Genomic DNA, 25,816 nt, shown 5'->3' with positions numbered 1-25,816 from the left:
CGAGGTAAGTCGCGGGCTTTTTATATGTTTAGAAAGTGCTTAAGAAGTAAATTTACTTCTTAGCAGCAGCAATTTCACGTGCTTTAACGTCAGCAACTACTTTCTCAGCAACACTGTTTGGACATGGTGAGTAGTGAGCGAATTCCATAGAGAATTGGCCACGACCAGATGTCATAGTACGTAGTGAACCGATGTAACCGAACATTTCTGAAAGCGGTACGTCAGCTTTAATACGAACACCAGTAACACCAGCCATCTGATCTTTGATCATGCCGCGACGACGGTTAAGGTCACCAATTACGTCACCAACGTTGTCATCTGGGCTGAATACGTCAACGTTCATGATAGGCTCAAGAAGTTGTGCACCGGCTTTAGGCATAGATTGACGGAATGCGCCTTTAGCAGCGATTTCGAACGCGATAGCTGACGAATCAACTGCGTGGAAAGCACCATCAAGAAGCTCTAATTCAACATCTAGTACAGGGAAACCAGCAACAGTACCGGTATCCATCAAAGATGCGAAACCTTTCTCAACTGCAGGCCAGAATTCCTTAGGAACGTTACCACCAACAACTTTAGAGCTGAAAGTGAAGCCAGTGTTTTGCTCACCAGGACGGATAATATAGTCAATTTTACCAAACTGACCAGAACCACCAGACTGTTTCTTATGCGTGTAGCTATCTTCAATTTCTTTAGTGATAGTTTCACGGTAAGCAACTTGAGGCTCACCTACAATTAGGTCAACGCCGTATGTACGCTTAAGGATATCTACCTTAATGTCCAGGTGAAGCTCACCCATACCTTTAAGAATAGTTTCACCTGAATCTTCGTCAGTCTCTACGCGGAAAGATGGATCTTCTGCAATCATCTTACCGATAGCGATACCCATTTTCTCTGATCCGCCTTTATCTTTTGGCGCAACAGCGATAGAGATAACTGGCTCTGGGAATACCATAGCTTCAAGAGTACAAGGATTCTTAACATCACACAGAGTGTGACCAGTTTGTACATTCTTCATACCAACGATAGCGATGATGTCGCCCGCTTGTGCGTAATCAAGTTCGTTACGCTCATCGGCTTGCATCTCAACCATACGGCCAACACGTTCAGTCTTACCTGTGAACGAGTTAAGGATGGTATCACCTTTGTTGATCTTACCTGAGTAGATACGTACGAAGGTAAGGGCACCGAAACGGTCATCCATGATTTTGAATGCTAGTGCTTTAAATGGCTCGTCGATAGCAACAATTGCATGTTCGCCAGTCTCGTTACCTTCTTCATCAGTAAGAGGTTGTGGATCAACTTCAACTGGGTTTGGTAGGTAATCAACAACAGCGTCAAGAAGAAGCTGCATACCTTTGTTCTTAAATGCAGAACCACAGTATGTTGGGAAGAAGTCCATTGTACGAGTACCGCTGCGGATACAACGCTTAACGTCTTCCATAGATGGCTCTTCGCCTTCCATGTAAGCTTCTAATAGGTCATCGTCTTGCTCAAGAGCAGTTTCGATTAGCATCTCACGGTATTCTTCTACAAGCTCAACCATGTCAGCAGGAACGTCTGAGATCTCGTAGTTCTCAGCTTCACCAGTTTCGTCCCATATCCAAGACTTACGAGTTAGCAGGTCAACAACACCACAGAACTCATCTTCGATACCGATAGGAAGAACCATAACTAGTGGGTTAGCCGCTAGTACATCTTTAGTTTGCTTAACTACACGTAAGAAGTCAGCACCCATACGGTCTAACTTGTTTACGAAGATAATACGAGCAACTTCTGATTCGTTCGCATAACGCCAGTTTGTTTCTGACTGAGGCTCAACACCGCCTGAACCACAGAATACACCAACACCACCATCAAGGACTTTAAGAGAACGGTAAACTTCTACAGTGAAGTCAACGTGGCCAGGGGTGTCGATAACGTTAAAACGGTGATCTTTCCAAAAACAACTTACAGCAGCAGACTGAATGGTAATACCACGCTCAGCTTCCTGTTCCATGAAGTCAGTTGTAGATTCACCATCATGAACTTCACCGATCTTATGGATCTTACCGGTAAGCTTAAGAATACGCTCTGTTGTGGTGGTCTTGCCCGCGTCAACGTGAGCGAAGATACCAATGTTTCTGTACTTTGATAAATCAGTCATTTTTCTACTCTATTGGAGTTACGTTCTAAAATTCGGGGGGAAGTATATCAACACTTTTCGAATTGTTTTATAGATTTTTATCAAAATCGTTCAATTTTGGCTAAATATCCAAAGTTAACGCTAAAGTCTAATGACTTACACCTTTCTGATACCCTTGCTGGGTGAGACTTGTAGCCATGTGGCTGGTCAATTGTTAGGGTCTGTTTTTGCTTATATCATTTTTCCCAAATGTGACCTTTGTTCAGTACTAATTTATTTGTAATTCCTTTTTCGTGTATTACGACTTGCTGTTTTATGATCTTATCGAGTGTTTCAATCCCAATTAATTGTTAGCATCGACAAAATTTTTTATGGTTAATAAACTATGCAACTTGTGTTAGGTGCACTGACACCGGAAATCTTTATCAGAGACTATTGGCAGAAGAAACCACTGGTTATTCGACAAGGATTCAATAACTTCAAAGACTTGCTTACACCTGAAGAGATGGCCGGACTGGCATGTGATGAACTCGTTGAATCACGTAGGGTATATAAGAGTGAGGGTGAGTGGCAGGCCGAATTTGGGCCGTTTGAGAGTTATGAGCACTTGGGTGAGTCAGACTGGACCTTAGTGGTTCAAGCCCTCAATAATTGGTTACCCGATGCTGAGAAACTCATTCAGTGTTTTGACTTCATCCCCAGATGGCGCTTCGATGATGTGATGGTGAGTTATGCTACTCCAGGTGGAGGTGTCGGGCCCCATATCGATCTGTATGACGTATTCATTTGTCAAGGTTCGGGTCGCCGCCGCTGGCGTGTAGGTGACCGCGGTTCACACAAGGAATTTGCGGCCCATCCTGCATTACTCCACACAGAAGCCTTTGACCCGATTATTGATGTAGAGTTATTACCGGGCGATATCTTGTATCTACCGCCGGGCTATCCTCACGACGGGATAACTTTAGAGGCATCGATGAGCTTCTCGGTCGGTTATCGAACCGCTTCGGCAAAAGATATGGTCAGCGCGTTAGCCGATCACCTTATCGATAATGAATTAGGCTGTGAGCAGATAGAAGATGCTGACAGAGAGTTGAGTCAACAAAGCGGGCGAGTTAACGCAACAGACTTAGCGCGAATTAAGGCGCAATTGCTGGCAACTCTGGATGATAAATTGATCAGTGAGTTTTCTGGTCGTTACCTGACCAACTCAAAATGTGAACTGGACCTGCCTGAGGACAATCTCGGATTTCAGTGTGACGATGTGATTGAAATGTTCAAAGAGAATGAGTTAACCAGATTGGGTGGACTCAGAGCGCTTTATTTCGACACATCAGTATCGCATGGGATACTCTACATCAATGGGGAGCAGGTGACTTTGCCCCAAGAGCTTGCGGACGCGATACCTGTGTTATGTGACAATCAGATGCTGAGCGCCACCAGTTTAGCCCCCTGGTTAGCTAATCAGACATTTATTGAAAAGTTAACCGATTGGATTAATAGCGGATATTGGTATTTCGAAGAGGATTGAATTCCTCATACTTAAAAAATTGGCGCCTTAATTGGCGCCATTTTTTTAAGGTTACTTCTGCTCACTTTCACCCGTGAGTGATAATAATCTAGAGTAAAGTTCGGGGCGTCTGTCTCTGAACAGGCCCCAGCTATGGCGTGCTTGGCGGGTTGCTTGCAGGTCTATCTCTGCATAGATGATCTCTTCATCGTTTCGGCCCGCTTCGGCTAACATTTTGCCTGTGTGGTCGGTTATAAATGAGGAGCCATAGAATTGAGTCTCTATACCATCATCTGTTTCGACGCCGGTTCTGTTTGCTGCTATAACAGGAACTAAATTCGCTGCAGCATGTCCTTGCATCGTACGTTGCCAATGTCCTTTGGAATCTAAGTCAAGGTCTTGTGGCTCTGAGCCAATTGCGGTGGGGTAGAAAATGGCTTCGGCCCCGGCGAGTGTCAGACTGCGGGCTAACTCAGGGAACCATTGATCCCAACAGATCCCTGCACCGAAACAGCCATATCGTGTCTGCCATACCTTGAGACCTGTGTCTCCAGGGCTGAAGTAATACTTTTCGCAGTAACCCGGACCATCGGGTATATGGGATTTTCTGTAGTTATCCAATATACGTCCGTCTGCATCGATCATCACCATCGAGTTAAAAAATGTGTTGCCTGATTTTTCAAAATAGCTGACCGGGAGCACCACCTTGAGTAACTTAGCAAGCTGACTCATCTTCTCTATTAATGGGTGTTTTTCTCGCTCCGCGGCTAATTCGAAATATTTTGCCCTCTGCTGCTTACAAAAGTAGGGGGCGGCAAACAGCTCTTGCAATACAATAACCTGCGCGCCTTGCTGCGCCGCATCTGTGATGGCCTGGGTGACTTTAGATAGATTACTATCCAGATCCCATGATATCGAGAGTTGCACCGCGGCAAACTTAATGAGTGTTGACATCTTAATGGCCTCTATTGAATATTTAGATATAGTTGAAGGGCTCAATCGATATTGAGCACCTCGAAATTACCTCATGTCTCTTCATTTGAATATTACAGGCCCGTCTTGACCCGAGTCCACATTCGATTCATTGCGCGTTCATATTTGAGTGTGCGCCCCTTATCGGCAAAGAGGTTGTCACGTGTCTTGTTATCCGGATAGATGCCGGGATGTGAGGTGATATCACTGTCGACATATTCGAAAGCATCTTGGTTGGCATTGGCATACCAGACATAGTTTGAGATCCCGGCTATCACTTGTGGCTCTAAGATATGGTCGAGAAAGGCGTAGGCCGCATCCACATTTTTAGAATCTATGGTGATATTGAAGGTGTCCGCCCAGCCTTGTGCCCCCTCGCGTGGAATTACATAGTTGACGTTAATCCCATTTTTCGCTTCGATAGCGCGATTTGCTGCCATAAACACATCACCACTCCACCCCATTGCGAGGCAGATGTTACCGCTGGCCAGATCCGTAACATAGGAAGAGCTATGGAAGTAGGTGATATAGGGGCGTATTTTCAATAAATGCTCCTCAACCAGCTTAAGATCGGCTAAATCTTGAGAGTTGGGGTTCTTGCCTAAATATTTGAGCATGGCGCTGACGACTTCACTCGGGGCATCGACCATGGCGACACCGCAATCGGTAAATTTAGATACGGTATCGACTTGAAACAAGAGCTCCCAGCTGTTGACTGGCTTGTTTCCCAGAATTTGACTGGCCTTATCTATGTTGTAACCTATCCCTGTCGTTCCCCACATGTAGGGAATGGCATGTTGGTTACCTTCATCGAAAGAAGCGACAATTTCTAATACCTTAGGATCCAGATGATGGTAGTTTTTAAGGCGACTCTTATCCAAGGGTTGAAATACCCCTACCTTGATCTGACGTTGTAGAAAAGAGCCCGATGATACGACAAGATCGTATCCTGTCTTACCTACCAGCAGCTTGGTTTCTGCCAGCTCCTGGGAATCATACACATCATAATTGACCTCAATACCGGTTTTGGCCTCAAATGAGGCTATCGCTTCTTCACTGATGTAATCGGACCAATTGTATATGTTGAGTGTGTTTTCAGCCGCCGAGACCGAGGTGGTACAAAGTACTAATGTAGCGAACAGTATTTTTGTTTGAGTTTTCATCTTTGCTTCCTGTTGCAAGTGTCTGTTTTTATTTCTGTCATGATATTCAGGCTGTTTGGTAGATAAGTTGTTAACCTGCGTATTGCGGTTGGGTGATGCAGGCGACATTGCCACCGCCAAGTAATATCTCACGGGCATTTCGGATCCCGATCACCTTATGTTTTGGAAACAGGGCTCTGAGCACCGCTTGAGCGGGTTCGTCCATGGGGTCGTCGTAGGCGGGAACCATGATAACGTCGTTGCCAATGTAATAATTGATGTAGGAGGCGCAGATTTGGGTGCCGGCGACACGGGCATGGGTCCCCGTGGCGCCATCAAGCCCTGATGCTTCCTCTTTCGTCCACTCGAGTGCTTTAGGTTGCGGGATCTTATGGATCGTAATTGAACGGCCTCTGGCATCGGTGCTGCGACTCAAGATCTCATAGGCCTCTTGATAGATCTCATATTGGGGATCGTGTTCATCGTCCGTCCATTGGAGCAGAAGTTCTCCGGGGGCAACCCAACAGGCAAGATCGTCGATATGGCCATCGGTTTCATCAAACTTGCAGCCTCGGGGCAACCAGATGATCTTCTCGACTCCCATATAATCCCGTAATTGCTGCTCGACCGCCTCTTTGCTCAGATGACCGTTGCGATTGGGATTGAGCAAGCATTGCTCTGTGGTGAGTAGGGTGCCTTGTCCGTCACACTGAATGCCACCCATTTCGGCAATCAATGGGGAGCGGTATCTATCGAGATTTTCTATTTCGAGGATCTTCTGCGCTATCTGGTCGTCTCTGTCCCATGGGAAATAAAGCCCGCCATTGAGACCTCCGTAAGCATTAAATGTCCAATCAGTGCCTCTGATATCCCCTCTATCGTTGACCAGAAAAGCGCAGGCCGAGTCTCTGAACCAGGCGTCATTGGTGCTCATCTCTATCACGCGAACCGTATCGGGCAACATGGCACGGGCGTTTTCATACTGTTCCCGGGAAACACAAACCGTTACCAGCTCACTTTGTGCAATGGCGGTGCATATCTGAACCCAGACCTTTTGTGCAGGCTTTGCACCGTTACGCCAAACGTCACAGCGCTCAGGCCAACCGAGCCAGCAACCTTTCTTGGGTTCAAACTCTCCGGGCATACGAAAGCCGTCCTGACGTGGTGTGGAGTCTAATGTACGTGGCATATCTTTACCTTGTCGTTTGTTAGGATAACTTCAAACCTAACGAGGCAAAGGGGGAGGGTCTACTGATAAAAACTGTGCTAATCGGTTAGATTTTTTCATCAATAAGTATAGGATTTGCAAAATATCACCGTAAAAGTAGAGAAAATCTCATCTTAATTCGTGCTGTTATGGGGTATGAGTGGGCGAGACCAGACAGGTATCTTCCTGGCCAGATACACCGGGCAGATGACCTCAACCTTGCGGATAGAGGTTAAGTGTTTAAAGCGCTTGGGTCGTGTCGATGAACTGGGCATTTATCCGGGTCAGCAACCAGTCGATAAAAGCGTTGAGTTTTGCGTCACCGGTTTTGCGCTTTTCGGCAACCAGATAATAATTGCCAAGGGAGGGGACACTTTGTTCGAAAGGACGCACTAAGTTACCGCTCGCCAGGTCTGCCGAGGCGGTGTAGTTGTCACCGATGGCGAGGCCGTAGCCCGCGATGGCAGCCTCCAGAGAGAGTCCTGCATGTGAGAAGTTGAGGTGTTGAGGAATATTAACAATGTGTGGAGCGTGGGCGCCTAGCCAGGTGGCCCAGGTTTTACCATCCCGGTCATCGTGTAACAGTCGTTGGTGTGCCAGATCCAGTGGTTCGGAGAGAGAATGGCTCTTCTCTAGGAGTTGTGGGCTACATACGGGAAAAAATTGAATAGGATGCAGTGGTGTTACCCAATAACGGTTCCAGTCTCCATCTCCGGCCCCATAGATGATACTCAGATCTGCTTCTGAATTGATGATCTGCTCATCACTGGCGTGTTCGAGTAAACTGACATCGATGGAAGGGTAACGGTCGGCAAAATCACCTATCTGCCTAATCAGCCATTTGGAAGAGAGTTCTGGCGGGGCTGAGATAATCAAGCGGCCGGTCAACCCGGGTTTGACCGCTTTCTCGCACGCCTCACCTATGATATCGAAGGCTTCCTGTATTGCAGGAAGTAAATTTTTACCCGATTGTGTCAGTTTGGCATTACGCCCTTGTTTTTCGAATAGCGTGATCCCTAAAGCCTCCTCTAAAGTCCTCACTTGATGACTAATGGCGCTGTTAGTGACACATAACTCATCGGCAGCACGAGAGAAATGCTCGTGTCTGGCAGCGGATTCAAATGCCCTCAAGGGGTTTAGTGGAGGAAGACGACGCATAAGCCTCTAATATGGTTATTAAATATAATGGTCAATGTGTGGTTAGACTAAGCCAGAACGAGTGGGATTAACAATAACAATCTTATAACGCTGTGTTTTAATGAAAAAGTGAAGACAACTAAATATTATTTATGCAGCATGAGAAGCGTATATTTGCTAGAGTCCGGATGATAATAGCATTCGTGGCGGCGGGAATTTTCTCAGCCAGAGTCAACACATTAGGAGCGTCCCATTGGCAATTGAACACAGCGAATTGATGGCTGAGTTAAGTTCACTCAACTGCAGAACAAATTTCACCATTAAGAAAATCACCGAATATATGTTGCCGGAGCTCAAAGAGCCTATCTACCTTCATGGTGCCGATAAAGATTGCCAACTGGTCATCAGGCCTGCTTATGAAGTGTTTCTGGCCGATCTTTCTGAACTCGAAGGGGTAAAACACAAAGAGGGCTATTTCCATAATAATGAGATGACTCGATTTCCTAAACGTGTGCAGAAGAGCCTCAACGGTATTCATTATGGTTTAGCATTTAAGTTTTCCGATAAAGAGGCGGTCAAACGATTTATCAATAGACTTCTCGGCATTATTAATGGTGGTTAAATTTGTTGGTGTAACAGTAAGCTAAATAGGTGAACTTTAATGGGTAGTGAAAGTAGCCACCGGGTTAATTCATAAAAGCTCAGTGGGTTTTCACTGCCAAAATATCGAGTTTTATCACCACAACATATATCTGAAATCAAGATGAATAAATCAATATTACTCTCCGAAATACTCAAACAACTCGATGCCATCAAGTTGTCCGCTGAAAAGGCGGCCAATCAAGCCCATGAAACTGCCACCCATAGTGAAGCGGTCGCCAGGAGTAAGTACGAAACATTTGGGCTGGAAGCATCGTATCTTGCACATGGACAAGCTCAGCGTGTGGCAGAGTGCTCGATGGATCTCAAGGCGTTTACAGGACTTAAACTCTGCTCATTTAATGATGGAACGCCGATAGGGCTAGGGGCTTTGGTTGTCATCATGGATGAGAAAGATGATGAACAATCTCTATTTATCGGACCCGGCGCCGGTGGCGTAAAATTTACTATGACGGTGGATAGTCTGGCCTCGTCAAAGGAGGTTGAGATAATGATCATCACGCCTTCCTCTCCCCTTGGTAGTGCGTTAATTGGTCGAATGTTGGACGACACAGTGGTTATAAATATCGGGGCTAATCGAAAGGAGTATGAGATCATCGGCGTTTACTGATGATTGATTTTTTACACTTAATCCTATGCCGCTTATCGCCACACTGTTGTTTGGCTGCAACTTCAAGGTATTATCATCTACTCCTCCAATCATAAGGCAAAATATGAAACAGTTAGCAACCTATTCGATCGGCATACCGGGCAATAAATGGGCTGAAGAGGAGAAAAGGTTATGGCTTCTTCAACAAGAGGTCAAACGCTCCTATCAAAAAGAGGTGGTATCAAAACTTGAGCCTCTGAAGGAGCGTTTCGATGTCGAACAATATGGTGAGCTCTCTTATGATGCGGGCACATACCCACTGTTTGTCGTGAGGAGCCGTCAATGGGATAGCAACAAGGCGACCATGTTGGTCACCGGAGGCGTACATGGCTATGAAACCAGTGGTGTTCAGGGGGCCATTCGATTTATTGAAACCCAAGCTGAGTCTTATAGCGAACAGTTCAACATTATAGTTGCGCCATGTCTGAGCCCCTGGGGATATGAAACCATTAACCGTTGGAACCCTAATGCGGTCGATCCCAATCGCTCCTTCTATGAAAACAGTCCATCTGAAGAATCGGCTGCCTTGATGCGATATATCGCCGAACTTGACCTTAAGCTCACTGCACATATCGATCTGCATGAAACCACTGACACAGATAACAGCGAATTCAGGCCTGCACTGGCTGCCAGAGATGGCAGTGTGCATAACAATTGGAACATCCCTGATGGTTTTTATCTTGTGGGGGATACAGAGAACCCGGTTGATGAATTTCAACAAGCGATTATTGAGGTCGTCGCCCAGGTGACACATATCGCGCCGCCGGATGAGGAGGGTAAACTCATCGGCGTCCCGCTTTCTCAGGAGGGGGTGGTAAATTACGCGACTAAGGCACTGGGCTTATGTATCGGTTTTAGTGACGCGGCCTTTACGACGACAACTGAGGTTTATCCTGACAGCCCTCGAGTCGACGATGAAAACTGTATCCTTGCACAAGTTGCTGCGATAACAGGTGGGTTGGATTTTATCTTAAAGACAGGCTAACGGTTTTTTGTTAGGTTTATCAGCAGTACTATTAGATTTTAGGCAACAATATGTCGGAGGCTACTCTTTGAATCTACGTCATTTAGCACTAAGTTCAGCACTATTAGTGTCACTGTTATTGTTAACCGGGTGCAACTTAGCTAACCATGGTTCATTCGTGACGCAAACATTTGTGGGAAGCAATGAAATAGAGGAGCAGGGTCTGACAAATCTTGGGCCTGTAGAAGGTAAAAGTTGTCAAACGGCAGCGCTTTACTTCATCCCACAAGGTGACTCTACATCAACGAACGCAGCGATAGCCGATGCAAAGGGGCAAAGGGAGGGGACACTATTTTTAACCGACGTCTCCATAGATGATAAGCTTTGGCTGGAGTTTGGTTATTCGGTGCAATGTATCTTAGTCAGTGCCACTGCCTACGGCGTCGAGCCTTAATACCAATCGGTATAATAACATTAAGTACAATTAATCGCCTTTAATCAGCCAGTTGTCGAACACAACTGGCTTACATTACAAATTACCTCGTAATAGCAATAAGCAATTAAACACTCAGCCCCCACATTTCGAAGGTTTCTTTACAAAGCTGTTCTCTGAAATCCGGGTGGGCTATGTCGATCAGCATTCTGGCTCGCTCTCGTAGCGAGCGCCCACGAAGATTGGCGATACCGTACTCGGTGACAATATAGTGAACATGAGCTCGGGTTGTCACAACGCCGGCGCCCGGGGAGAGGACTGTCGCTATTCTCGAGACCTTGCCACCCGCGGCGGTACTCGGAAGCGCGATAACCGAACGTCCCCCTTCCGATAAACCCGCTCCCCGAATAAAGTCCATCTGACCGCCCACACCAGAATAGATGCGAGTCCCTAAAGAATCTGCACAGATCTGACCTGAAATATCGACCTGAAGCGCGGAGTTAATTGCCATCACATTCGGATTTTTTCTGATAATGGAGGTGTCATTTACCTGCTCAATATCCATGAAAATGACCGAAGGGTTATCATCAACATAGTCGTAGAGTCGCTGGCTACCAAGGGCAAAGCCAGTAACAAGTTTACCGGGATGAACCTTTTTCTTACTATTGTTGATCACGCCGCTCTCGACCAGTTTTAGCACTCCATCGGAAAAGAGCTCAGTGTGGACCCCGAGGTCTTTATGTCCACCAAGGCAGCTGAGTACCGCATCCGGAATTGCGCCAATCCCCATCTGAAGACAATCGCCATTTCTGACCAGTTCGGCTACGTTGTTACCAATCGCCAGGCTGGTTTCATCGCTGGCAGCGAGTGGGTGCTGGGGAAGAGGAGCACTGGCCTCGTAGACCGCGGCAAACTTGTCGTAATGGATAAAACCATCACCATGGGTACGCGGCATCTGCGGGTTGATATGTGCAATGATCTTTCCGGCCATCTGACAGGCGGCCAGTGTCGCTTCCACCGAAATACCTAAGGAGCACATGCCGTGCTTGTCGGGTGGCGAAACCTGAACGATGGCGGTGTCTATTTTCTGTTCGCCCGAGCGAAACAGTTTAGGAACTTCCGAGAGAAAGATGGGGACATAGTCGGCATCACCTTGCTGTAGCAATAGACGCGTCGGTAATCCACCAAAGAAACAGCGGTGGCGCAGGTGTCCTTTGAGTTTTTCATCGCTAAGGGATTCGGCGCATTCGGTATGAAGTTGTAACAGGGTGAGATCTTTCTTGGTTAGAGCATGCTGAGCCAAGGCGTTGAGCAGTAATCTGGGAGTCGCTCCCATAGAGTGGGTCCAGAGGGTCTCGCCATCTTGGATGAGGGAAACTGCTTCGAGTGCACTCTTACAAATGATTGGAGCCATTAAGGATATCCGTTGATTAAGTTATTGTTTAAGTTCTTCTTTAGATATTGATAGTGCTGGGAAAATAATTTGTTTATCGAGCATTTAGCACTTTTAAATATACTGAATTGCTCAATTTGAGATATACCATACGGAGAAGTGAAAAGAGAGTCATTGATTAAGATCAGGCTTGCCGATTAATGTTGGTACCGTCAACCCTTGATGTAGCAATTGGTTTTGCACCCTGGTTAGCTCTGATTGAGTGAGCGGGGCATAAGTTCGTGGATAGCTCCAGCCATAACCCCAGCGAAAACCGGAGGGCAGGTAGGGAGAACCTCCGATACGCACTCCCGCCAGCATCAGTTTGCCTAATGCTGGTTCACCGAGGCGGGTAACACAAAGTTTTAACTCCAGATCCGCCTTGAGACGTGTTTCATAGGTGCCTCCTTGCCAATAGGCCCGATCATGGGCCGTACAGCAGCTTAGCCATAAGGTGTTTTGAGTAAAGCTCCCATCCGGGAATAGGCTGCAACCATCACTGGTAAAAGGCTTAAGTTCATCGGCAAGACTAGGTAGCGTCATGCTAAGACTCATAAATAACAGTAGAGTCAGCTTAGTCAGACTTCTGCATCCAGAGTGAAATGTTTTTAGTACTTTGTATTTCATTGATATTTTCGTCAGAAATAGTAACAAAATGGAAATAGATTATTGTGTTGTACACTAGCAAGCCTTATAGGCCCAATACAAGAACTGTTTATTGCCATTTTCAAGGCAGAGATAGCGTCATCAGGGCTTTATACCGATTGGTATTATCCCCGGTCTGGAATGTTAAGCTTAAGAGGAAGTAAAATGAAATTAAGCCCAAACTTATTTAAACGATTACTTAATCTTTACCCGCCTTACCTCGGAGCGGGCATTAAAATTGCCTATTTGAGCCAGGATTGGCGTGAGCTGCATGTTTCCATGTCTGTGCGTTGGTTTAATCGTAATGCGGTTAATACCCACTTTGGCGGTAGTCTCTACTCCATGATCGATCCACATCTGATGTTACTATTGATGCAGTTGCTCGGTGATGGATACTGGGTATGGGACAGTGCAGCAAATATCGAGTTTTTAAAGGCGACCAGAAAAACGGTTCGATGTGTGATAACAATTTCAGATGACCAATTGGAGCAAATTAAACTAAACACGGATAATGGCGAAAAGTATTTTCCTATGTTTTCATTGGCAATAGTTGACGAAGATGATGAGGTCGTCGCTAAAGTGAATAAAACCCTCTATGTAAAGAAAAAGCCGCATAAGACTTAAGTGTCTGGTGTACTTCTATTTTGAGCATGGGCAGGTGTTTACTTGATTAATATCGGGAGGGCGTACTCTTGCTTCGTAGTCGAGGGCTTTGGCTCAGCCCGCCTTGTGCAATCCCTGCAAGAATAATTAAGCTACACCCAAAGAGTTGTATCGGCGTTAAGCTCTCTGCAAACAGCCACCAGGCTAAAAAGACAACTGCGACAGGCTCAAGATAAGCCAAGGTGCCAAAGGTAACAGCGGGAAGATGTTGAAGGGCCTTCACCGCGAATAGAATCGCTAAGAATCCCGGGATCAAACCGATAGCCAGTAACCAAGCCAGCTGCTCCGCATCGATCGGTACGGGTTCCATTATTACCAGAGGCAACAGGCACAAGGCACCGACCGATAATTGTACTAACGTACTTTGATAGGGTGAAGCTTGGCTGGGTTTTCGGTTTATCAGCATAAAGCCGCTATAGGAAAGCATGGCCACAACAGAGAAGAGTAGCCCTTTTGATTGGCCTGCATCTGGTATCTCAGAGGCGCTAGGGGCGGTACTCATCAGGCTAAACCCTGTCAGGGCGACGGCGATGGCGATAATATTAACCAGTTTGAGTCTCTCGCGAAATACAAAGTGCGCCACTATGGCGGTGAGTAGTGGCGCTAAATAGATCACCATAATGACATTTGCCATGCTGGTGTACTCGATGGCCTTCACATAAAAAGACATAAATCCTGCCAGCATAAGACCATTAAACAGGTGACGTTTACTCGGTTTGTGGAAAATGTCCCCTTTCTTACCTGAGATAAACATAAAACTGATTAAAAACAGTGAACCCAACAAGAGCCTGAAAAAAGTGATCTGTTCGGCGGGCAGAGCTGCATATTTAGCGAATACCCCTATGGTGCCCATTATGATTGCCGACAACAGAGCCAATAAGATGTATAGCGCTTGAGATTGCATCGCACCGTCCTAATAGATCACAGACTCTAAGATTAACTCACACCAAAACTAACTCACACTAATGTTTAACTGGCACTAAGATATCACTGGTACAAGATATCACTGGCATAGTGTGTGATTCATTTCGTCATAGGTTTAATGGCTAATCATTATGGATATAGGGAAGCGGTTTAACAAACCTTTTTAAAATCCGGCAAGTAAAGTTATTATCATCTCGGAAGAATTTAACAGGGTAACAGATGAAACAATCAATTATTCATATCGCATTGGTGGTCAAAGACTATGATGAAGCCATCGATTTTTATGTTAACAAGCTGAAATTTGAGTTAGTCGAAGATACCTATCAGGCAGAGCAAGATAAACGTTGGGTTGTCGTCTCTCCACCCGGCTCTAAAGGTGTAACCTTGCTGTTAGCGCGTGCCTCTAAAGCGGAACAGGAAGGATTTATCGGTAACCAAACAGGTGGCAGAGTGTTCCTTTTTCTTAATACAGATGATTTTTGGCGGGATTATCATCGAATGTGTGCCGAAGGTATCTGTTTTATCAGACCGCCCAAAGAGGAGGACTATGGCACCGTTGCCGTGTTTGAAGATCTATATGGAAACCTTTGGGACTTAGTGCAGATGAATGACAATCATCCCATGGTCATGAGAATGTCATAACCTTGCTTGTTCAGATCCAAAAACATCAGGCCCTTTATTGATAAATAAAGCCTTTTGATATGTCTGTAGTGCATTGGACTTCATTCCAAAACGAGAGGCGAGTTTGTTTAGTTTTGAATTTGAGACTTGAACCTAATTCTTGTGAGTAGTCAGTGATTACTTGTGTACCTTTTGGTTGTATTCTAGTAACTTGAGTAGTTAAAGAAGGGAGATTTTTGTCGTTAAAGACCTTAGGTTTTGCTTCGTGTAGACATGGGCTTAGCTCTTGAATTATTAGCCCTTGAATTAGTTATGAACTCTTAAACCTGTCAGGTAAATTGAAGGCTAATCTGTTTATTCTATGTCCCTGATGCTCAAACCGATGACTGCGCTAAATTTTATATGTAAAGAACTATGTAAAGAACTATGTAAAGAACTATGTAAAGAACTATGTAAAGAACTATGTAAAGAACTATGTTATTCAATATGTTATAGACTATCAACTTATGGATTACACGATAAGAGTGTCTATAATGAGTATGGTAAATGGATTTAATACCAAGGATGAGCATACTTTTGAGATTTAATCTTACTCCGTGTGTAGCAGTTATTCTTCTCTCTTTGTTTACTCAGATCTCCTATGGCGCTGAGAGAACGCTGACGATCCTTAATTGGAGCGAATACCTGGATCCGGAGCTCGTTCAGCGTTTCGAGCAAAAGTATCGGGTCAAAGTCTCCGAAGTATTTTATGGCTCCGATGAGCAACGCTCCGATCTTCTACTACAAAATAACGCCGATGGTTACGACCTCATCCTCTCTTCGGGTGTAGATCTGCAAAATTATATAAATCGTGGTTGGATTGCCAAACTCGACAACAACAAACTCCTCTTTCTTGAACAATTGAGCCCTAAATGGAGAAGCGCATTTCCCGGAGCGGTGGAATATGCCATTCCATATTTTTGGGGAACCGTAGGTATCGTCTATCGCCATGATGTCATCAAAGAGCCTATCACTCATTGGAAACAGCTATACAGCCCTGCTCCTGAGTTAAAAGGTAAGGTTGGCATGATTGACGAGCCCCGCGATCTGATCGGTATGGGGCTTAAATCCTTAGGTTACTCGGCTAATACCGAAGTGAGTATGCAGCTCAATGAAGTTGAAAAAGTGCTGCAATCACAAAAGGCTATGGTTAACTCCTATATCTATATGACGCTCGATGAACACTCCCCCATAGTGACCGGGGAGATATTAGCATCCATGATCTACAACGGTGATGCCATGATGGTAAAGGAGCACAGCGAAAACCTGACCTTTGTGCTGCCTGAAGAAGGCGGGGCAATTTGGGTTGATTACCTCACCATAGGAGCAAAGGCGAAAGAACCGGATCTCGCCTATTCTTTTCTTAACTTTATTAATCAAGCCGAGCATGCGGCTCAACTCGCTCAATTTGTCTATTATGCAACGCCGAATCTTGCGGCTGAAAAACTATTACCCGATGAGTTTTTGAACGATAAGGTGATCTATCCCGATGCCGAACACCTTAAAAACTCCGAGTTCTATAAGCCTCTTTCAGCCAAGATCCAGCGTAAACGTAATATTATCAGTATCAACATTTTGCCTTAGGCGCCTATGAAACTTAAGACGAAACTACCTCTATTATTGACATCGCTGGTTTGCATCCCGCTCATATTGCTGGGGGCCATGGCTTTTGTTGAACTCAAGAGTGCAGCAGAGAAAAGCAGTGTGACTCAGGTGACTAAGTACCTTGAACAAGTCGTTGCTCAAACGGACCGTCTAGTGAGCACGGCGCAAGCTAATGTAGAGTTGATTGCAGATGATTCCTTGTTACATAACTACATGTTGACCGAAAATGAGGATGAGCGATATACGCTGATGCAGCGCCCCTTGCTGCGGAAATTGAAAAGCATCATGAAGGTATTTCCTCAATACTACGAAATGCGGGTAATACTCCCCGATGGTTATGAGGATCTCCGTTTAACTTCCTATTTTATCGCGAACCTTAAAGAGGAAGAGGAGGCGAGTGAACTCTTTATTTCAATGGGGCATGATGAACATAATGAGAAAACACAGTTTCTGACTAACCCGGACAATGACAAATTTAGCCTATATGTGTCAAAGCGTGTAGATATCATCAATAAGGCCGTAGAGTCATTTAATGCCGCGCCTAAAATGCGAGGCTATTTTGTCATCACGGTTAGCCTGGATGCCATAAACAAAGTGCTTCTTGACTCTCCCTGGAGTGGAGGACGTTTTATCATTACTGATCAATCGGGGGCCGCGGTTTTACCCTATTCTGCTAAAACGGCGACAGATATCACCTCGGTTTACCAGGCTTTAAAACAAGACTCAGAGAGGCCGTCTAGTTTTAGCGTTCATGAACTCGATGGCGAAAGCTATTACCACACCAGCATCTCCCTGAAACAGGGTTTATGGTTACATGCCTTACTCCCCGAGAACATTTTGCTGCAATACAGCAGAGATATGAGCTGGTTAGTGACCATTATGACGCTTTCCACGGTCGCATTTTCCGTTCCTCTGTTGATCTTCCTGAGCCATTTCCAAATCGTACGTCCACTCAATAAATTGCATCACGCATTTCTGCGTTTGGGTAATAATGTCGAATTGATTCAGGTGAAAACATCGGGTGATGATGAGCTTAATGAGTTAGGGAAAGAGTTTAACCGGATGAGCCTTAAGCTTTTTAAATCAAATGAGAAAATCCGTGAATTGGCTTTTAACGATCCTCTTACCGGATTACCCAATCGGTTTATGTTTACCAAACATCTGAACCTATCTTTGGAATCGGCCAAGTGCGATCGGGGACAACTTGCTGTCATGTTTATCGACTTAGATAACTTTAAACATATTAATGACAGCCTAGGGCACCAGTCGGGTGATCAACTTCTGCATGAAATTGGTGACCGTTTACAACACAATCTGCGTAGTAAAGATTTCTGTGAGCACTTTAGCGATAGCGATATGGTAGCCAGACTCGGTGGGGATGAGTTTACCGTCTTCCTTGGTGAACTGCCTTCCATTGAAACTGCTGAAAAAGTCGCGAAGCGGATCCTGGAGATCATATCTCAACCAATTTTACTTGGCGGAAAGAATTACTATATTAGCGCCAGTATCGGTATTGCCTGCTATCCACAAAATGGAGTGACGACTCAAGCGTTAATAAAAAATGCAGATATCGCCATGTATCATGCAAAAAAGAAGGGGAAAGGAGGCTACCAGCATTTTTCTGATAACTTGAGCCGTCAAAATGATGAGTTTTCTGTCATAGAGCAAAAAATGCATGAAGCGGTAGAACATGAGCTATTTGAGCTGTACTACCAACCCATCGTAGATAGCAATACTCACCGTATTGTCTCACTGGAAGCCCTTATTCGTTGGTATGACGTTGAGTTTGGTTTCATTCCTCCTGACAAGTTTATTCCCTTAGCCGAAAAAAATGGCTTAATCACGGTAATAGGTGACTGGGTCATTCGTGAGGCATGTCGTCAACTAAAAATTTGGCAGGATAGTGGAATCGTCGATATCCAACTCGCTATCAATGTCTCGGCGATACAGCTGAACAACCCCAAGTTTGCCCAAGAGTTGTACCAAACTATAAAAAATAGCGGGATAATTCCGGGTACTCTCTATATCGAGCTAACAGAGACAACCATTATCAATGGTGAGCAAGAGATCTTTGTGACATTAGAATGGCTTCGCAGTAGAGGGATCAGGGTTGCCCTGGATGATTTCGGAACCGGCTACTCCTCCTTGAGCTATTTGAGAAACCTGCCCATCGACATTTTGAAAATTGATCAGAGTTTTATTCGTGATATTAACGATAAAAACAACAATGTGATCTTATCCGCCGTTATCGTTATGGCGCATGCGCTTGGCTTTAAAGTCGTAGCCGAAGGGGTAGAAGAGCGAGGACATCTTGCCTTTTTGGTCAAGGAAGGCTGCGATCTACTTCAAGGTTATATGTTTAGTCGACCACAAACGGCCGATGATATTACCCGATTACTGCTTAAGGAAACCTCCGAAGAGGAGAGCCAAACGGGATAACTAAACGATAAGATAAATCTATCCGTTTCGTAGCATGCCCTGTTTGAATACTCTTCAATGTCTCTCACTGGAGCAATTCAATTTTTACGCTTACAAACGCTTACGCCTCGTTACCCAAAGCACCCACAAATCATAACTATAGTGATACAAAATGTGCCTTTAGCTTCGATAGAATTTCGTAAGCGTGGAGTCACCACCAATATTCCTGCCGATGGCAGGGGTGGTGCAGACACGATCTTAGTCGGGGTAAATCGCACCATCTAACTTTGATCTTGGTCGATGTCAGCATCAAACTCAGAGGACTTGATCGCTTTTCAATTGAGTCTTAGTATTCATCGCATGTTTTATCTTTATGAAAAGGCTTTTTTTGAACCATAAAATCGCGGGAGTCCTACTCTGCTTAATAATGCTGAGTGGCTGTGTTGCCTACCCAACTACGAGAACCTATTTCAAGCCTGATCTAAACGATGGCCAACTTACGCCATCTATGGGTTGTGGTTACCATACAACAAGAAATGATGCGGTTGAGAAAATTCTTGGTGCTGCGACTCTCACTGTTATGCCCGAATATGTTTCCGGTGCGAATTTGAAAATCACCTTGTTGGTCAGAGCAAAATCAAAGGCTGATGCACTGTTACCTGATAACGTATTTGTCAGCTCATCGAATTTTTCATCCAAACTCTATCCTGTTGATATTACTGTTATCGAGCAGGAGTCGAGCGAAGCGAACGACCATTTCAGTCAATGGTATACATTGACATTTCCGGTTTCGGTCGATGGGATAGAGGAGTTCGAATTAACTATTCCCTGGAATAACTCGAGCACAGCTAAGGAAGAGGATGGGTTACTAAATTTCAGTTTTGAGAAAGTCGAACTTGCAGATTTTTACTATAACTCGATAAACTGTTAGCACTTTTAAAAGCGCTGGCAGGGCCTTGTGTTGTGGTTGGCCTGTCGTGATAAGTCAGTGATAACTTGCTTCCGGTTCTTCTGTTATAATCACCCCCTATTTTTCTGTTAGTGCCTTTTGATTTTTGTCTATCGGCCTTTTCAGCTATTTATCAATCATCACTCTGAGACTTTACATGTCATTTTCTACACTCGGATTAAGCGCTCCAATCTTAAATGCTATTAGCGAACTGGGCTATCTGACGCCTACGCCTATTCAGGCTGAAGCCATTCCGCTAGCGCTTAAAGGCAAAAACCTAATTGCTGCTGCGCAAACGGGGAGTGGTAAGACTGCCACTTTTGTGTTGCCAATCCTTGAGACGTTGGCCAGAGGTGAAACGCAACGTAAAAAACGTGTTCGTGCGCTTATACTTACACCGACCAGAGAACTCGCGGTGCAGGTTTGTAAGAGCATTGAGGCGTACGGTAAAAATCTTAACCTTAAGTCCATAGCCATCTATGGTGGTGTCGATTATGCGCCGCAAAAACAGGCGTTAATCGATGGCGTCGACATCGTCGTCGCAACACCTGGCCGTCTACGGGACTTGTATACCCAGCGCGCGATCCACTTCGATGAAATTGAGATGTTAGTGCTCGATGAAGCCGACAGAATGCTGGATATGGGTTTTATCGAAGATATCACTAAGATTATCGATACACTACCTGAAGAGAGACAAAATTTACTGTTTTCAGCCACACTTTCCAGACAGGTAAGAGAACTGGCTAAAGACACGGTTTCCAATGCGATCCAGCTCTCCTTTAATAAAGAGCGTGCGGGTAAGCCAAATATTGACCAGTGGCTCATTACTGTCGATAAAGATAAGAAGTCGGCGCTGTTAAGCCACCTTATCAATGAAAATAACTGGCAGCAGGCACTCATTTTTATCGAAACCAAACATGGTGCCGGTAAATTAGTGAGCCAGCTTGAAAAGCGTGGTATTGAGGCTGAATGTATTCACAGCGGTCGTACACAGGCCATTCGTGAGAAAATATTAGCCGACTTTAAAGCGGGTAAGATCAAGTATTTAATTTCGACTGGAGTATCTGCACGCGGTATCGACATCGACGTTCTACCGCTGGTGATTAACTATGATCTGCCTTTCCCTGCCGACGAATACGTACATCGTATTGGCCGTACGGGACGTGCGGGTGCTGCGGGTGAAGCTATCTCTTTGGTGTCGAAAGATGATTTTAAAAATCTGTGCATGATTGAAAGGCGCCTAGATCATTTGATTGAAAGAAAGGTGGTTGAAGGTTTTGAGCCGAGTAAAGTCGTACCCGTTTCCGTTTTAAACTTCGTGCCTAAAAACAAGCCAGTTAGAGATGCTGCACCTAAAGAAGAGTGCGGACGCTCTCAATCATCAAAGCCTGATTATTCTAAGCGTGACTCTTCAAAATCAAATTCTTCAAAAGATAGGTCTTCAAAAAATCGGTCTTCAAGCAATAATCGTTCAGATAACAAAGAAAGCTCAGCAGATAACAAGCTTCCGCTTAACCCTTGGAATCGTTAACTGATTTGATTTCAAATGTGTCCGCTCATTTTTGGACGGACCTGACGATGAAAAAAGCGGCCTAAGGGTCGCTTTTGTATTATTACCATTTCTGCATAAATGTATCTTGAATTGACCAGATACTTATATGGAATGGTATTATCAGTCACACTCGTGTCGTTATTCTCCTTGTTGAGGCGAGAGTTTGCTTGCGTATTGCTTGCTTAACTCCTATGATCCACACGTTTTTATTTCATGCATCTACAACAGGCAACTTCATGCTTAACTCTCCGCTTTCACCTAGCTCGACAGAATTGGTTATTAGTGTATTAGATATGGTCTTATCTGAAGGTAAACCTTTAGACAGAGCCTACTCGGTACATTTTTCTGGCCTACAACTAGCGCCATCAGAACAGGCCCGTATCACCAAGGTTGCCGGAGATATCTTACGTAGATTGAACTTGTACTGTTTCTTGTCCGATGTGAAACCCGAAGAGATGTCTCGTCTGGGTACGCGTTTGATAAATGCATGGCACCTGTTTCATGAGCTTGAACTTCCTAAGCTGCAATATTCTCTGCCACTTGTTGAAGCCGAATATTTTACTCGTCTTGAAGAGGCTAAGAAGCAACCGGCACTTTGGGATGGTTGTCCCGAGTGGCTCGATGAGATGGGTCAAGCACAGCTTGGTGAAGCTTGGGCCAAAGAGCGTGCAGCATTAAATACGCAACCTAAGCGTTTTATTCGTACTAACTTATTAAAGTGCACTCGTGAAGAGTTAGCCAAGAAGTTACGCAACGAGCAGGTTCAAACCCAAGAAGTTGAAGGCGTGGATACTGCGTTGGAGGTTACTTCTGACTCAGCTCTGTTCCGTACCGAGAGCTTTAAAAAGGGCTGGTTCGAGCAGCAAGATGCAGGCTCTCAGTTGGTTGCTGCCGCTGTCGATGCAAAGCCGGGCATGCGTGTTATCGATGCCTGCGCCGGTGCGGGTGGTAAAACATTATCAATCGCCTCTCAAATGAAAGGCAAGGGCCGCTTGTTAGCGATGGATGTAGAGCAGTGGAAGCTAGACAGCCTCAAGCAACGTGCACGACGTGCTAATGCCGATAATATCGAGACTCGTATCATTGCCAGCAGTAAGACGATTAAGCGTCTTAAACTCAGTGCCGACAGAGTTCTGCTCGATGTCCCTTGTTCGGGACTTGGTGTGCTAAAACGTAATCCCGATGCTAAGTGGCGTGATACGCCGGAGCGTCTGCCAGTTTTGGTTGAGCTACAAAAGCATATCTTGCAAAGCTACAGTCGTATGGTGAAAGTTGGCGGCATGTTGGTCTACGCAACATGTTCAATTATGCCGGAAGAAAACCGTAATCAGGTGGATGCTTTTCTTGCTGAAAATGATCATTTTAAGTTTATCGAAGATGAGAATATCAGTGTTGCGGATTCGGGTTTCGATGGTTTTTACCTAGCCAAACTCGAGCGTATTGCTGAATAGCTCAAGTCTCGATGTTAACCAGCAGAGTCTATATTCTGCTGGCTTTGTAGCCTTTATCTGTGTAACCCCTTCCTCTGTAACCAAGAGCTTTCTCATCACGCAGAATCACAGAACAGTCCACGATTCCCGCCTGAATAATACCGATTTGTATAAATACCTTCATGGCCGGAACAAAGATTATTTGTCACCTAAGATATTGTTTTGGATTTTTGTTGCTAAATTATATCGCCAATTAGCTTGACAAGTTGACTAGGCAAAAAGCCATCAATTTAACCTAAATCTCTTATTTACATAGAGTTTATGATTAGTATATCCTAATTGTTGTCGTAGGATTTTTAAGGATAGAAATCCGTCATTCAGGGGGCTGTATGAGCCTAAGTTATGAATCAATAATACCCGTTATTCCGAGCCTAACCGATTCTAATGTTAGTATAAAACGCTACGGCGCCATACTGACCATGCTGTTAGATGGCTCTCCTCTCGAAAAGATTCTTATCGCTCTGGTTCTTCTCATTGAAGAGGAGAAGCTGGGCACGAAAGGTTCTGTACTGCTATTGAGCGATGACGGTAAACGTCTTCTCAATGGTGCGGCTCCAAACCTTCCCGATGATTATAATCAAGCGATTCATGGTATTGAGATCGGTGATGGTGTCGGCTCTTGCGGCACTGCGGCATTTACCGGTCAAAGGGTTATCGTCGAAGATGTCGAGACTCACCCCTTTTGGGAGGCCTTTAAAGCATTGCCTCTGGCAGCGGGTCTTTACGCTTGTTGGTCTGAGCCCATCAAGGGCAGTCAGGGAAAAGTGCTGGGTACGTTTGCCATGTACTATGACACCATCAAGTCTCCTACTGAGAAAGACCTATTACTCATTTCGGAAGCGGCCAGACTTGCTAGCTTGGCCATCGAACGAAGCCGGGCGCTTCAGTTCGAGCGGTTAACGGGTAATATCTTCAACCATCTCCCCTTGGGGCTGGTGATCACCGATCTGCACTGGACTGTTCTGAATGCCAACCCGGCATTTTATGCGATAACAGAGCTTACTTCGGGCATTGAAACCAAATTTGATCCGGTACAGTTTTTTAAGCGATCGGGGGAAGATATACTCGATAGTATGCTTGCCAGCCTGGCTACCAAAGAAGCCTGGCAGGGAGAGCTCGTTGGCACCAGAGCGTCAGGTGAGGGTTTCTATCTGGAAGTGACGGTGAACATGTTTAAAGAGCGCGGTTCACAAGAGCTATGTTACTCGTGGTTATTCAGTGATATTACCGAACGTAAACGCGCCTCGGCCCTTATCGATTACCAAGCTAACTATGACTCATTGACGCAACTGGCAAACCGTAACTATCTGTTCAAAATTGTACAAGCCGAAATTGAGTCCGATAGCTTAACTCCGGGCTTTGGTTTTATGTTGATGGATCTTGATAATTTCAAGCAGATCAACGACACCTTAGGCCATGATAAGGGGGATCAGCTTTTAGTTGAGGTGGCAAAACGAATCGAAGCCTGTACAAAAGAGAGGGCCTTGGTTGCCCGATTAGGGGGAGATGAATTTGCGCTTTTCCTACCCGGTATGGTCAAAGAGAGCGATCTTGTCCGGCAAGCGCATGCAATCAATGACTCGGTTGTTTTGCCCTATCTGTTGGGCCAGAACAAGCGTGTATTAACCAGTATAAGTATCGGTATTGCCAGGTTTCCAGAAGATGCCATGAATCTAGAACAGGTACTAAATTGTGCCGATCAGGCGATGTATATATCAAAGAGTGAGGGGCGAAACTGTTTTCATTTCTTTACACAGCAGATGCAACAAGATGCAGAACTAACGGCAAAACTACATAACGACCTAAAATTTGCACTGGAGACTAATGCATTCGAACTCTACTATCAGCCGATTGTCTGTTTGGAAGATAACAAGATAGTTCGTGCAGAGGTGTTGCTGAGATGGAAGCATGAAGGGGCATTCATCTCCCCTGAAGTGTTTATCCCTGTCGCCGAAAGCAGTGGGTTGATTGTCGAGTTGGGTCACTGGGTTCGTAAAGAAGCCATGGCTTCTTTGCTGGAATTTAAGCGTAAAGGGATAGAGATCGGTCTGTCGATCAATGTTTCTATGTATGAGTTTTGGTCCCACGCTTTACAAGATTGTCTTGTCACCTCGATCAATGATATCGCCGTGGATTTAACCACGGATAGTTTCCCTTTTGATGGTATTACTTTGGAGATCACCGAGTCGCTCTTGATGAAGCAGCATCAGCATCTCATCGATGCACTCCAGAAGCTGAGAGGTTTGGGGATACAGATCGCTGTCGATGACTTTGGAACGGGTTACTCTTCTTTATCGTATTTAAGTCATTTTCCCGTCGATCACATCAAGATAGATAAATGTTTTATTCAAGACTCCGGCTCTTCGATGAAACAACAAGCTTTGGTAAAGGCGATCACGACATTGAGCCATGCGCTGGATCTACACGTGATTGCCGAAGGGGTAGAAACTGAAGAGGAATTTCAGTTTGTTCGATCTGCAGGTATAGAGGCCGTTCAGGGCTATTATTTCTATAAACCTATGCCCAAACAGGACTTGCTGACTTTGATGGAGTAATACATTTTACCGCTTTGAGGTTTGACACATCTTTCATTAGTACATTTCCTGAATACATTATTTTTAAGTGATTGTTTCATTAATGAATATTAACTGAAATTAGTTTAAATCGGCGTAAGCTACGGCT

Annotated in this window: 21 protein-coding genes; 13 read left to right on the top strand and 8 right to left on the bottom strand. The window is 45.0% G+C overall.

Features of this window, described 5'->3' with window-relative positions; translation table 11 throughout:
- Nucleotides 1-52: 52 nt before the first annotated feature.
- Nucleotides 53-2,146, bottom strand: coding sequence for an elongation factor G (gene fusA / locus EKG38_RS12185; protein ID WP_126520516.1), 2,094 nt, complete (start codon nucleotides 2,144-2,146; stop codon nucleotides 53-55).
- Between the two features lie 364 nt (nucleotides 2,147-2,510).
- On the opposite strand from fusA, the gene EKG38_RS12180 reads away from it, so the two are divergent.
- On the top strand, nucleotides 2,511-3,653 hold the full coding sequence (locus tag EKG38_RS12180; protein ID WP_126520515.1) for a ribosomal protein uL16 3-hydroxylase: 1,143 nt from the start codon (nucleotides 2,511-2,513) through the stop codon (nucleotides 3,651-3,653).
- Between the two features lie 51 nt (nucleotides 3,654-3,704).
- On the opposite strand, the gene aguB is transcribed toward EKG38_RS12180, so the two are convergent.
- From aguB to gcvA, 4 genes are all read right to left on the bottom strand, one after another.
- A complete protein-coding gene (gene aguB, locus EKG38_RS12175) occupies nucleotides 3,705-4,586 on the bottom strand; it encodes an N-carbamoylputrescine amidase (RefSeq protein WP_126520514.1) in 882 nt (293 codons plus the stop codon).
- A 92-nt stretch (nucleotides 4,587-4,678) separates the two neighbouring features.
- Nucleotides 4,679-5,767 (bottom strand): polyamine ABC transporter substrate-binding protein, encoded by a 1,089-nt coding sequence (locus EKG38_RS12170; RefSeq protein WP_126520513.1) that lies wholly within the window; start codon nucleotides 5,765-5,767, stop codon nucleotides 4,679-4,681.
- Nucleotides 5,768-5,837: 70 nt separating this feature from the next.
- Nucleotides 5,838-6,935: an agmatine deiminase gene (gene aguA / locus EKG38_RS12165; RefSeq protein ID WP_126520512.1), complete on the bottom strand. Its 1,098-nt coding sequence runs from the start codon at nucleotides 6,933-6,935 to the stop codon at nucleotides 5,838-5,840.
- A gap of 258 nt (nucleotides 6,936-7,193) precedes the next feature.
- On the bottom strand, nucleotides 7,194-8,111 hold the full coding sequence (gcvA, locus tag EKG38_RS12160; protein ID WP_126520511.1) for a transcriptional regulator GcvA: 918 nt from the start codon (nucleotides 8,109-8,111) through the stop codon (nucleotides 7,194-7,196).
- Nucleotides 8,112-8,343: 232 nt separating this feature from the next.
- Between gcvA and EKG38_RS12155 the strand changes: the two genes are divergently transcribed.
- The 4 genes from EKG38_RS12155 to EKG38_RS12140 all read left to right on the top strand — a co-directional run bounded on the left by EKG38_RS12155 (nucleotide 8,344) and on the right by EKG38_RS12140 (nucleotide 10,817).
- Nucleotides 8,344-8,712 carry a hypothetical protein gene (locus tag EKG38_RS12155; protein WP_126520510.1) on the top strand — a complete coding sequence of 123 codons (369 nt, stop codon included), beginning with the start codon at nucleotides 8,344-8,346 and terminating at the stop codon, nucleotides 8,710-8,712.
- A 141-nt stretch (nucleotides 8,713-8,853) separates the two neighbouring features.
- Nucleotides 8,854-9,360 carry a GreA/GreB family elongation factor gene (locus tag EKG38_RS12150; RefSeq protein WP_126520509.1) on the top strand — a complete coding sequence of 169 codons (507 nt, stop codon included), beginning with the start codon at nucleotides 8,854-8,856 and terminating at the stop codon, nucleotides 9,358-9,360.
- A 103-nt stretch (nucleotides 9,361-9,463) separates the two neighbouring features.
- A complete protein-coding gene (locus EKG38_RS12145; RefSeq protein WP_126520508.1) occupies nucleotides 9,464-10,384 on the top strand; it encodes a M14 family metallopeptidase in 921 nt (306 codons plus the stop codon).
- A gap of 67 nt (nucleotides 10,385-10,451) precedes the next feature.
- Nucleotides 10,452-10,817 carry a hypothetical protein gene (locus tag EKG38_RS12140; RefSeq protein ID WP_246033156.1) on the top strand — a complete coding sequence of 122 codons (366 nt, stop codon included), beginning with the start codon at nucleotides 10,452-10,454 and terminating at the stop codon, nucleotides 10,815-10,817.
- 106 nt (nucleotides 10,818-10,923) lie between these two features.
- Here EKG38_RS12140 and EKG38_RS12135 read toward each other — a convergent pair whose 3' ends face one another.
- Together EKG38_RS12135 and EKG38_RS12130 are read right to left on the bottom strand one after the other, a co-directional pair.
- Nucleotides 10,924-12,210 (bottom strand): acetyl-CoA hydrolase/transferase family protein, encoded by a 1,287-nt coding sequence (locus EKG38_RS12135; RefSeq protein ID WP_126520507.1) that lies wholly within the window; start codon nucleotides 12,208-12,210, stop codon nucleotides 10,924-10,926.
- A gap of 150 nt (nucleotides 12,211-12,360) precedes the next feature.
- Nucleotides 12,361-12,855, bottom strand: a complete 495-nt coding sequence (locus EKG38_RS12130; protein WP_439332654.1) for a hypothetical protein — start codon at nucleotides 12,853-12,855, stop codon at nucleotides 12,361-12,363.
- Between the two features lie 183 nt (nucleotides 12,856-13,038).
- On the opposite strand from EKG38_RS12130, the gene EKG38_RS12125 reads away from it, so the two are divergent.
- Nucleotides 13,039-13,497: a DUF4442 domain-containing protein gene (locus tag EKG38_RS12125; RefSeq protein ID WP_126520506.1), complete on the top strand. Its 459-nt coding sequence runs from the start codon at nucleotides 13,039-13,041 to the stop codon at nucleotides 13,495-13,497.
- Between the two features lie 46 nt (nucleotides 13,498-13,543).
- On the opposite strand, the gene EKG38_RS12120 is transcribed toward EKG38_RS12125, so the two are convergent.
- Nucleotides 13,544-14,440 (bottom strand): DMT family transporter, encoded by an 897-nt coding sequence (locus EKG38_RS12120; protein ID WP_126520505.1) that lies wholly within the window; start codon nucleotides 14,438-14,440, stop codon nucleotides 13,544-13,546.
- A gap of 239 nt (nucleotides 14,441-14,679) precedes the next feature.
- On the opposite strand from EKG38_RS12120, the gene EKG38_RS12115 reads away from it, so the two are divergent.
- From EKG38_RS12115 to EKG38_RS12080, 7 genes are all read left to right on the top strand, one after another.
- A complete protein-coding gene (locus EKG38_RS12115; protein WP_126520504.1) occupies nucleotides 14,680-15,102 on the top strand; it encodes a VOC family protein in 423 nt (140 codons plus the stop codon).
- 555 nt (nucleotides 15,103-15,657) lie between these two features.
- Nucleotides 15,658-16,704 (top strand): polyamine ABC transporter substrate-binding protein, encoded by a 1,047-nt coding sequence (locus EKG38_RS12110; protein ID WP_185826845.1) that lies wholly within the window; start codon nucleotides 15,658-15,660, stop codon nucleotides 16,702-16,704.
- 6 nt (nucleotides 16,705-16,710) lie between these two features.
- Complete coding sequence (locus tag EKG38_RS12105; protein WP_126520502.1) at nucleotides 16,711-19,164, top strand: EAL domain-containing protein; 2,454 nt, start codon at nucleotides 16,711-16,713, stop codon at nucleotides 19,162-19,164.
- A gap of 367 nt (nucleotides 19,165-19,531) precedes the next feature.
- Nucleotides 19,532-20,074 (top strand): hypothetical protein, encoded by a 543-nt coding sequence (locus EKG38_RS12095; protein WP_126520500.1) that lies wholly within the window; start codon nucleotides 19,532-19,534, stop codon nucleotides 20,072-20,074.
- 175 nt (nucleotides 20,075-20,249) lie between these two features.
- Nucleotides 20,250-21,623 carry a DEAD/DEAH box helicase gene (locus EKG38_RS12090; RefSeq protein ID WP_126520499.1) on the top strand — a complete coding sequence of 458 codons (1,374 nt, stop codon included), beginning with the start codon at nucleotides 20,250-20,252 and terminating at the stop codon, nucleotides 21,621-21,623.
- A 257-nt stretch (nucleotides 21,624-21,880) separates the two neighbouring features.
- Nucleotides 21,881-23,095, top strand: a complete 1,215-nt coding sequence (locus EKG38_RS12085; protein ID WP_126520498.1) for an RsmB/NOP family class I SAM-dependent RNA methyltransferase — start codon at nucleotides 21,881-21,883, stop codon at nucleotides 23,093-23,095.
- A gap of 368 nt (nucleotides 23,096-23,463) precedes the next feature.
- Nucleotides 23,464-25,689, top strand: a complete 2,226-nt coding sequence (locus EKG38_RS12080; RefSeq protein WP_126520497.1) for a sensor domain-containing phosphodiesterase — start codon at nucleotides 23,464-23,466, stop codon at nucleotides 25,687-25,689.
- Nucleotides 25,690-25,816: the final 127 nt, after the last annotated feature.

The sequence above is a fragment of the Shewanella canadensis genome, assembly GCF_003966225.1.
Lineage (GTDB): Bacteria > Pseudomonadota > Gammaproteobacteria > Enterobacterales > Shewanellaceae > Shewanella > Shewanella canadensis.
Note: the sequence above shows the minus strand (reverse complement) of the source record. Positions and strands in the feature narration are given on the sequence as shown.